Raw genomic sequence first — 8,460 nt, 5'->3', positions numbered from 1 at the left:
GCGCTTCCGGGCCTTCCTTGGAGGCACGACGGAGGAGGACGCGGTCACGGTTCAGCACCTGGAGGAGCACGACGCAGAGACCTCCAAGACGTATGGCGTTCGGCTCCGTCCGCCGCGCGAGATCCTCCCTCACCCAGTCGGGATCGTGTTTGGCGTCGAGGTCCCCACCGAGCCCATTGCGGATGCCGCCTGAGGCCACCGGCGTCACCGTCGTGCCGCTCGTCGCCGAGTCGGGGGGAGAGTCGTGGACGTTCGACCGGCCGTTCACCGTCGGCCGCGTCGCTCCCGCTGACGTCGTCCTCGACAACGCGCGCGTCAGCCGGCGCCACCTCGAGGTCGCACCCGTCGAGGGCGGTTGGCGCATCGCGGACGTCGGCAGCGCCAACGGGACGTTTGCAGACGGCGCCCAGATCACCAGCCTCGACCTCGAGAGCCGTGAGGCCGGCGGAGCCAACGCGGTCGAGGTGCAAGTCGGGAATGGCGGGCCGTTCCTCAAACTGTCCCTGGGAGACGCCTCGGCCTCGAGGACGACGAACGCGCCGCCCGATCCGGCCTCTCAGCCGCGCGACGCGGGAGCCGTCACGGCACCCGCCCTCGAGGCCGACCCCTTCCGCCCACACCCGCCGACAGAGCCCGCCACATTCGTGGGCGAGCCGTCCTCGAGGACGCGGGAAGACGCCCACGCCTCCGGGCCGGCGTCCACTCCCCAACCCGTCCCCCCTACGGAAGCGGGGATCCAGAGTGGCGGCCTCCATGGGCGTGACGACACGCCCTCGAGGCCGAGCGAGCCACCCGCAGCCCCCCACCTCACCCTCGTGGGTGGGCCGACGCCGGGTCCCGCGCCCGAGCCCGTCGTCAGCACACTGGCCGAGGACCTCACGGAGCAGGAGCTGCGGGACCGATACTTCGGCGAAGGACCAAGCGACGGGCCGGTCGGTGAGCGGACGCAGTTTATCCGCCAGGCGTACGACGAGATCAAGAAGACCCAGGAGGTCGCCCAGAAGAAAGAGCGGTCGAAGTACCGCGGCTGGATCGCGGCCGTCGCCGTGGTCGCTCTCGGCGCGGCCGGGTACGCCGGGTTCTTGCAGTACCGCGCCATCCAATACCGGGCCCAGGCAGAGGAGCTGTTCTACCAACTCAAGACGTTCGAGATCAGCATCGCCGAGCAGGTCCAGGACATCCAGGACGAGATCGAGTCCAACCCCGAGCGCGCCGACAGCCTGAACGTCGACTTGGAGCGCGCCCTCGAGGCCCGGCGCCAGACGGCCGCTCGCTACGACCGGTTCGTCCGCGACCTGGGCGTCTACGACGGGCTCTCGTCCAAGGAGGAACTGATCTACAAGACTGCGCGGGCGTTCGGCGAGAGTGAGCTCGCGATCCCGCCCGCGTTCGTGGACGAGGTCTCGGTCCAGATCAACTACTGGGCGAACGGTGGCCGCTTCGTACGCGGCATCCGCCACGCCCAGGCCAACGGGTTCGACGTCGACGCCGTCAACGCCCTGCGCCGCCATGGCATGCCGACGGAGTTCTTCTACCTCGCCTTGCAAGAGAGCGACTTCAACACGCGCGCCGTCGGCCCCCCCACGCGTTGGGGGCACGCCAAAGGCGCATGGCAGTTCATCCCCCAGACCGGCGAGCGCTACGGCCTCGAGCCCGGACCGCTGGTATCGACGAACCAGTACGACCCGATGGACGAGCGCCACGACTTCAACCTGGCCGCCGACGCCGCCGCGCGTTACTTGCACGACATCTACACCCGCATCTCCCAGGCCAGCGGGCTCTTGGTGTGCGCGTCGTACAACTGGGGCGAGGGACGAATCCAGCGCAACATGCGCGGCATCGCCAACGACCCGGCCAGCCGCACCTACTGGCGGTTTTTGACCGAGTACCGGAACCGGATGCCGAACGAGACCAAGGACTACGTCATGAAGATCTTCGCGGCGGCGGTCGTCGGCCAGAACCCACGTTTGTTTGGGATCGACATGGACCCGCCTGTCCAACGAGCGCTCGCGGGAGGGACGGGCGGCATTCGAACCGAGGGTCCCGCATCCGGCCGAACCACACGGCTCGGCACCGACGCCGTCGATGCCCAGCGCTCCGCCGGACCGTAGCCCCTCACGCCCGTGCATCCGTCCCAGGCCTCTCTCGCCGGATCCCAAACCCTCCGCGTCGCCGCCGGCGCGCGCACCGACGTCGGCTTGGTCCGAAGCGAGAACCAGGACGCGATGGGCGTCCTTCCCGCCACCCTCGTCGCGTCCGGTCCCACGTCCGGACGGGCGATGCCCCAGCCGGCGGTGTTCGTCGTGTGCGACGGGATGGGCGGCCACGAGGCCGGCGCCGAGGCGAGCACCGTCGCCGTCGAGGCCGTCTTGGCGTCGTTCGGACCAGGCTTCCGCACCCAGACGGACCGGCTCGCGCTACTCAAGCAGGCCGTGATCGCTGCAAACGACGCCGTGTGGGCGAGAGCGACCGGCGGACCGTACCACCGCCGCATGGGCACGACGTGCTCGCTCCTCCTAGTCGCCGACGGTCATGCCTACCTCGGCCACGTTGGAGACAGCCGCGCCTACCGCGTCCGCGACGGGAAGGTCGAGCAGCTCTCGACGGACCACACGATGGGCGAGGCCGCCAAGCACGACCCGTCGCTCGCCGAGATCGCCAAGACGCGCGCCCATCACCTGACACGCGCCGTCGGGATCAAGGCCGCCGTCGAAGTGGACGCCCTCGAGGCCGGCCCGCTCGTGGCGGGCGATCGTTTCGTACTGTGTTCCGACGGCTTGGCCCCTGTCGACCTCGATGAGGTAGCCCGGGTCGTCCAGACCTACGCGCCCCAAGAAGCCGCCGACTGGTTGGTGGCGCTCGCCAGCAAGCTCGGAAGCCGCGACAACGCGACGGCCGTCGTCGTCCACGTCGCCCCCTGATCCATGAGTGACGAGACCGTCTACACCGGGCCGCCCGCCGACCCCCTCATCGGGGTCCGCGTCGGGGAGTACCACATCGAGAGCGTCCTGGGCCGGGGCGGCATGGGCGTCGTCTACAAGGCCGAGGACACCGCGCTCGGGATCCCGGTCGCGCTCAAGTCGATCTCGGCCGAGATGGCGAGCGACGCCACGTTCGTGCGCCGCTTCCGGACGGAGGCCCGCGCGATGGCCCGCGTCGCCAGCCCCCACATCGTGCGCGTGATGGCGCTGCGCGAGACCGAGCACGGGCTGTTCATCGTGATGGAGTACGTCGACGGCGGCGACCTCCATGCTCGCTTGGGCGCGCCGATGCCGTGGAAGACGCTGTGGCCGCTCCTCCGTCAGATGCTGCTCGGCTTGGAGGCCGCGCACAACGTCGGCGTGATCCACCGCGACATCAAGCCGCGCAACGTCCTGCTCACGACCGACGACACGGTCAAGCTCACCGACTTCGGCCTGGCCCGGCTCCAGGCCGACGGCGACGTGACGCGGACCCAGGCCGTGGCCGGCACGCTGGCCTACATGTCGCCCGAGCAGGTCCGGTCCCTGCCGACGCTCGACCATCGCAGCGACCTCTTCTCGCTCGGCCTGACGGCGTATGAAGCCCTCGCCGGACGCTTGCCGTTCGACCGTGACGGCGGCGACTTCACCACGATGCGCGCCATCGTCGAGGAGGAATTTCCGCCCCCGACGCACTTCCGCCCCGAGGTCCCTGCGCCCGTCGCCCACGCGTTGATGCGTGTCTTGGAGCGCGACCCCGACCAGCGCTACCAGTCGGCGGCGGAGATGCGCGACGCGCTCGCCCAAGCCGGCGACGAACAGACGCCGACCCGGACGCGCATCCCGACGCCGGTCGCCAAGAAGAAGGCCGACGACCGCCCCGCCACACCTCCTCCGACCTCGAGTGGCACCGACGCCACGCCCTCGAGGTCGAAGAAGCCGTCGCCGCTGATCCTGGGCATCGGCTTGATTGCCGTCGCTGCGCTCGCCGCCGGAGGCTTCTGGATGGCGACCCAAGACGACGAGGCCGACCTCGAGGGCGGAACCGAGGCCGTCGACAGCAGCGCAGCACCCTCGACGGGAGAAGAGGGTGGTCCCGCCGGCCTCGAAGCCGGAACGGATGTACCCGCGACGGGCGACGTCGCGGTCGTGGACCCGCCGCCGCAACAGGCCCAGGTCCAGACCGCGCCTCCACCGCAACAAGTCCAGGTCCAGCAACAGCAGCTCCCACCGCCGGCCCAACAGCAGCAATCCACCGCTCCACCGCCGGTCCAGTCCGCGCCCGCGATGGGCGCCGTCGACGGCATCGCCGCGGCCGGTGTGACGCTCACCGTCGACGGTTCCAGTATTTCAAACACGAGCCGGCAGCTCGCTCCCGGCACGTACACGGCTCGCTGTGCGGCCGGACCGCTCTCTGAAACCACTCGCGTCACGGTCTCCCCCGGCCAGCGGACCCCGGTCCAGTGCTACGCGCCGGCCCGTGCCGTCCGCGTCACGACCAGCGGGGCGGAGGGCGCCTGGATGAGCGTCGTCGTGAACGGGAACGCCCAGGGCCAGACCCCAACCCAGATCTCGCTCCCGGTCGGACGCCACACGGTGTTCGTGCGGCGGCGCGGCTTCGAGGTCATCAACGATCAGATCGTGACGGTCGACGTACCGCCGCGCTTCTCGCCGGACCCGCTCCCAGCGGTGCCGGTGGCTTTTCAAGTCCGCGCCGCCGCGGCCTCCTACTAAAAACGACCTCTCCCGATATGCCCCGTTTCATCCCCGCTGCGGCCCTGGCCGCGGCCCTCACGCTGAGCGCGTGTAGCGGCCCCGGCGCCTCGACCTCCGACGCGTCCTCGATCGCTGCCTGCCAAGGCTCGTCCTCGAGGACGACGGTCGCGGTCGCAGACCTGCCGCCCCCGCCGCCACCCGCTCCCCCTCAGACCGAGCCCAGCTACTCGTCCGTCCGAGGACAGAACGCCGCCCTCGATGCGGCGGCCGGGGCCTACAACGAGGCCCGCTTCGAGGACGCCGCGACTCAGTTCGACGCCGTCGCAGACGCGCCGGGCTCCAACGCCCAAGTCAAGCGCGTCGCGCTCCGGATGCTCGGCCGGACGCGCCTCGCTCTCGGGGACCGCGACGGTGCCGCCGACGCCTTGCGCCGGCTGGTCGAGAACGAGCCACCGATGGTCCGCCTCGACCCCGACGTCGAGCCGCTCGCGCTCTTGGAGGCCTTCTACCAAGTGCGCCGCGACGTCGACGGCGACTACGCCGTCCGCACCGACCGCGACCGGACCCTGGCCATCGCCGACTTCACCAACGGCTCCATCACCGACTTCGACGCCGTCGACCCGCTCCGGCTTGGGTTCGCGTCCTTGATGATCGACCGGATGCGCGGCTCGACGGAGCTCGAGTTGGTCGAGCGCGTCCGTTTGCAGTGGCTCTTGGACGAGCAAAACCTGGCCGCGACGCAGGAAGGCGGACGCCAGGCCGGCCGACTGCTCGGCGCCGACCAGGTCGTCTTCGGCACGTACATCAAGAACGGCGACGACATGTTGCTGACCGCCCGCGTCGTCGACGTCGAGACCGGCCGCATTCTGATGGGTGAGCGCGTCGAAGGCCGAGCCTCGCAGTTCGACGCCCTGGTGTCGTGCCTCAGCGAATTGGTCGCCGAGTCCGTGGACGCCCGCTTGCCCGCCGCTCCGACGGCCCAGACCGCGCCGGAGTCGCTCGACGCCGTGATCGCCTACGCCCGCGGCCTCGCCCTCGAGGAGACCGAGGACTTCGCCGCCGCCGCCGAGCAGTACCAGCTCGCTCTCAGCCTCGATCCGAGCTACGAGCCCGCGCAGCTCCGCATGGACGAGGGCGTCGTCCCGATGATGGCCGCCAACAACTAGCCGACGCTTCGCCCTCGAGAACCGTAAGGCCGGCGAAGCCAACGCGACCCCGTCGCACGCCCACCACCCCTATGACCCGCCTCTCGCTGCTCGCTCTCGTCGTCGCCCTGGGGGCGTGCGCGGGACCGGCGGTTATCCCCACCCGAGCCGACCTCGAGGCCCGCGTCGCTGAGAACCCCAGCGACGTCGAGGCGCTCCGGGACCTGGGCGCCTTGCTCACCCTCGAGGAGCAGTACGGCCCCGCGCTCGGCGCCTTCTCTCAGGCGCTCGAGATCGACCCGAACGACGGGCAGACGCTGTACTTCGTCGGCCTGGCGAACGAAGCGCTCGGTCAGACCGACGAAGCCGAGAACGCGTACGCGCGCTACCTGAACGTCCAAGCCGGCGACGTCTATCGAGACTCGCTTCGGGGACGGCTCAACGGGTTGGTTCGCGCCCGCTTGCAGTCCGAGTTCGCGGCGGCGCTCCTGGTCGAGGACGATGTCGCCGACGTGGCCGGAACGGGCGTTATCGGCGTACTGCCGTTCGCGTACCGAGGCGACAACGAAGAGTACTCCGCGCTCGGACGTGGACTGGCCGAGGTGCTGTCGATCGACCTGGCGTCCGTCGACCTCGAGGTCGTGGAGCGCGCCCGCTTGCAGGCACTGCTGGCCGAGTACGAGCTGGCCGAGCAGGGCGTCCTCGATGCGTCGACGGTCCCGCGCGTAGGCCGCTTGCTGCGCGCCGACAAGCTGGTCGGCGGTGAGGTCGACGTGCAGGGCGAGGCCTTGCGCATCGAGTCTGCGGTGTGGCTGGACGGTCTGCGCGAGTTCGAGACGACCGAGGGGACGGTCGAGGACCTGTTCGAGGTCCAGAAGACGATCACCGTCGCCGTCTTGCAACGGCTGGGTGTGACGCTATCGGAGTCCGAGCAGGCTCGCATCTTGGAAGCGCCCACGACGGACTTGCTCGCCTTCCTGCTCTACAGCCGCGCGCTCCTCCTCGAGGACGACGGCGATTTCCAAGGCGCGGCCGAGCTCTACGGCCAGGCGCTCGCGCGGGACCCGTCGTTCGCGCTGGCGGCTGAAGCCCAAGCGGAGGCAGACGTCTCGTCCGCGGGATCGCAGCCACCCGGCCCGACGCTCAACGTCGCCGTCAACGGCACCATCGATCCCGTAGGGCTTCCGAATGTCGACGTCGTCCGCCTGCGTGCAGATGCCCTCAGGGGCACGCTTGGGGGGCACATAACGCCGGGCCCCGAGACCAGAGAGCCCGGCGTCGAGGGCAACCGCGCTGGCGTCCTAGGGCCGCTGCCCGGTCCACCTCCTGTCCCACCACGCCAGGGTAACCAGCCATGATGATGCGAGTTCTCTTCATTCTCGCCCTCCTCTCGAGCGCGGTGTCACCAGCGCTCGCGCAAGGGGGCCGGGTCGAAATCAACGTCACAGACCCGGCGGCCGGGCTCAGGGTCCAGGCGACGATCGCGTTCCTCGACACTCGACCCCAGTCAGCGGCCCTCTTCGTCAGACCTCTAGGCGATGCGACGTACCAGCGGGTAGAGGGCGTCGATCAAGGTGGAGGGATCTGGCTCGTTGATCTCCCATTCGTGTACCCAGCTCAAGGTGTCGAGGGGTACGCTCAGTACGTCCTCGATGGGCAGACCTTTACAGAACCCGTCGACAACCCGGAGACGGCGCCTGTGCGCGTACCCGCATTCATAGCAGCCATCACGTCAGACATATCGCTGCCGTCCCGGCTCAATCGGATGGTGACGATCCCGGTCGTTCTTGGTGAGCTTGCCAACTCACCCCAGGAATTAGGAAGCGATAACCCCATCGACGTACTGGGCCAAACGTTCGGGAGCAGCGGCGACCCCTCGTTGTGGCGAGCGTTTCGCTGGAACGCTCCGGAGCAGCGCTACCGAGATGCTGTCACCGACCCCGGATCGGTTCGGATCCGGCCAGGTCGCGGCTTCTGGCTCGTCACGGCGCAGGGCGGAACGTTCAAGGTGACCGAGGGGCTCTCCGCCGGCGTCGCATTCGAGGACGGCGACCCACAGGCGGTGCCAGTCGTGGTACGGCTCCAGTCTGGCTGGAATCAGATCGGCAACCCGTACCTGTTCCCGATTCAATGGTCCGACGTGGAGCGCCCGGCGGGTGTGGAGGACCCCGTCGCACACGAGCCAGGCCCCGACAACGGCCGGTACGTCGGTGGTCAGAGCACGCTCCGCACGTGGGAGGGCTACTTCGTGTTCAACACCGGTCCGCCGACCGACATCCAGTTTCGAGTCCGCCCCGGCGGCTCTCAGGCCCGGACAGGTGACCGCCCGATCGCCGAGCGGATTCGAGAGCGCGCCGGCCGCGACGCCTCCGTCTTGGGCATCACGGCCCGGTCCGGCGACCTCGAGGACGCCGTTTATCTCGGCCGCGACGGCGTCGTGACGGACGCGCCCATCGACCTGCGCAAGCCGGCCGCGCTCGGCCGCTCGTTCCGCCTGAGCGTCGTCTCCGACGGCCAGGACTGGATCGGCCGCTTCCAAGACGGCGTCTGGACACTCGGCCTCGAGGCCGACACGGACGCTACGCTCGACCTCCAAGCCTTCGGCGACTGGCCAGGCTTCGTGGTCGAGGACGTCGACC

The 8,460-nt window shown here is 69.7% G+C and carries 7 protein-coding genes; all 7 read left to right on the top strand.

Annotated elements, in window-relative coordinates:
• Positions 1-193, top strand: a 193-nt coding sequence (locus WBA11_RS17160; RefSeq protein ID WP_424521864.1) for a hypothetical protein, incomplete at its 5' end; no start/stop codon positions are given.
• A complete protein-coding gene (locus WBA11_RS17155) occupies positions 183-2,111 on the top strand; it encodes a transglycosylase SLT domain-containing protein (protein WP_424521863.1) in 1,929 nt (642 codons plus the stop codon). The genes WBA11_RS17160 and WBA11_RS17155, both read left to right, overlap by 11 nt.
• Before the next feature lie 12 nt (positions 2,112-2,123).
• Entirely contained in the window at positions 2,124-2,921 is a 798-nt protein-coding gene (locus WBA11_RS17150; protein ID WP_424521862.1) for a PP2C family protein-serine/threonine phosphatase, read from the top strand.
• Positions 2,922-2,924: 3 nt separating this feature from the next.
• Positions 2,925-4,694 carry a protein kinase domain-containing protein gene (locus WBA11_RS17145; protein ID WP_424521861.1) on the top strand — a complete coding sequence of 590 codons (1,770 nt, stop codon included), beginning with the start codon at positions 2,925-2,927 and terminating at the stop codon, positions 4,692-4,694.
• 17 nt (positions 4,695-4,711) lie between these two features.
• Positions 4,712-5,842: a hypothetical protein gene (locus WBA11_RS17140; protein WP_424521860.1), complete on the top strand. Its 1,131-nt coding sequence runs from the start codon at positions 4,712-4,714 to the stop codon at positions 5,840-5,842.
• Positions 5,843-5,913: 71 nt separating this feature from the next.
• Positions 5,914-7,179, top strand: a complete 1,266-nt coding sequence (locus WBA11_RS17135; protein ID WP_424521859.1) for a CsgG/HfaB family protein — start codon at positions 5,914-5,916, stop codon at positions 7,177-7,179.
• A 41-nt stretch (positions 7,180-7,220) separates the two neighbouring features.
• Positions 7,221-8,460, top strand: a 1,240-nt coding sequence (locus WBA11_RS17130) for a hypothetical protein (protein ID WP_424521858.1), incomplete at its 3' end; no start/stop codon positions are given.

It is taken from the genome of Rubrivirga sp. (assembly GCF_049648075.1).
GTDB lineage: Bacteria > Bacteroidota > Rhodothermia > Rhodothermales > Rubricoccaceae > Rubrivirga.
The sequence above is the reverse complement of the archived record's forward strand: the minus strand, read 5'-3'. Positions and strand labels throughout refer to the sequence as shown.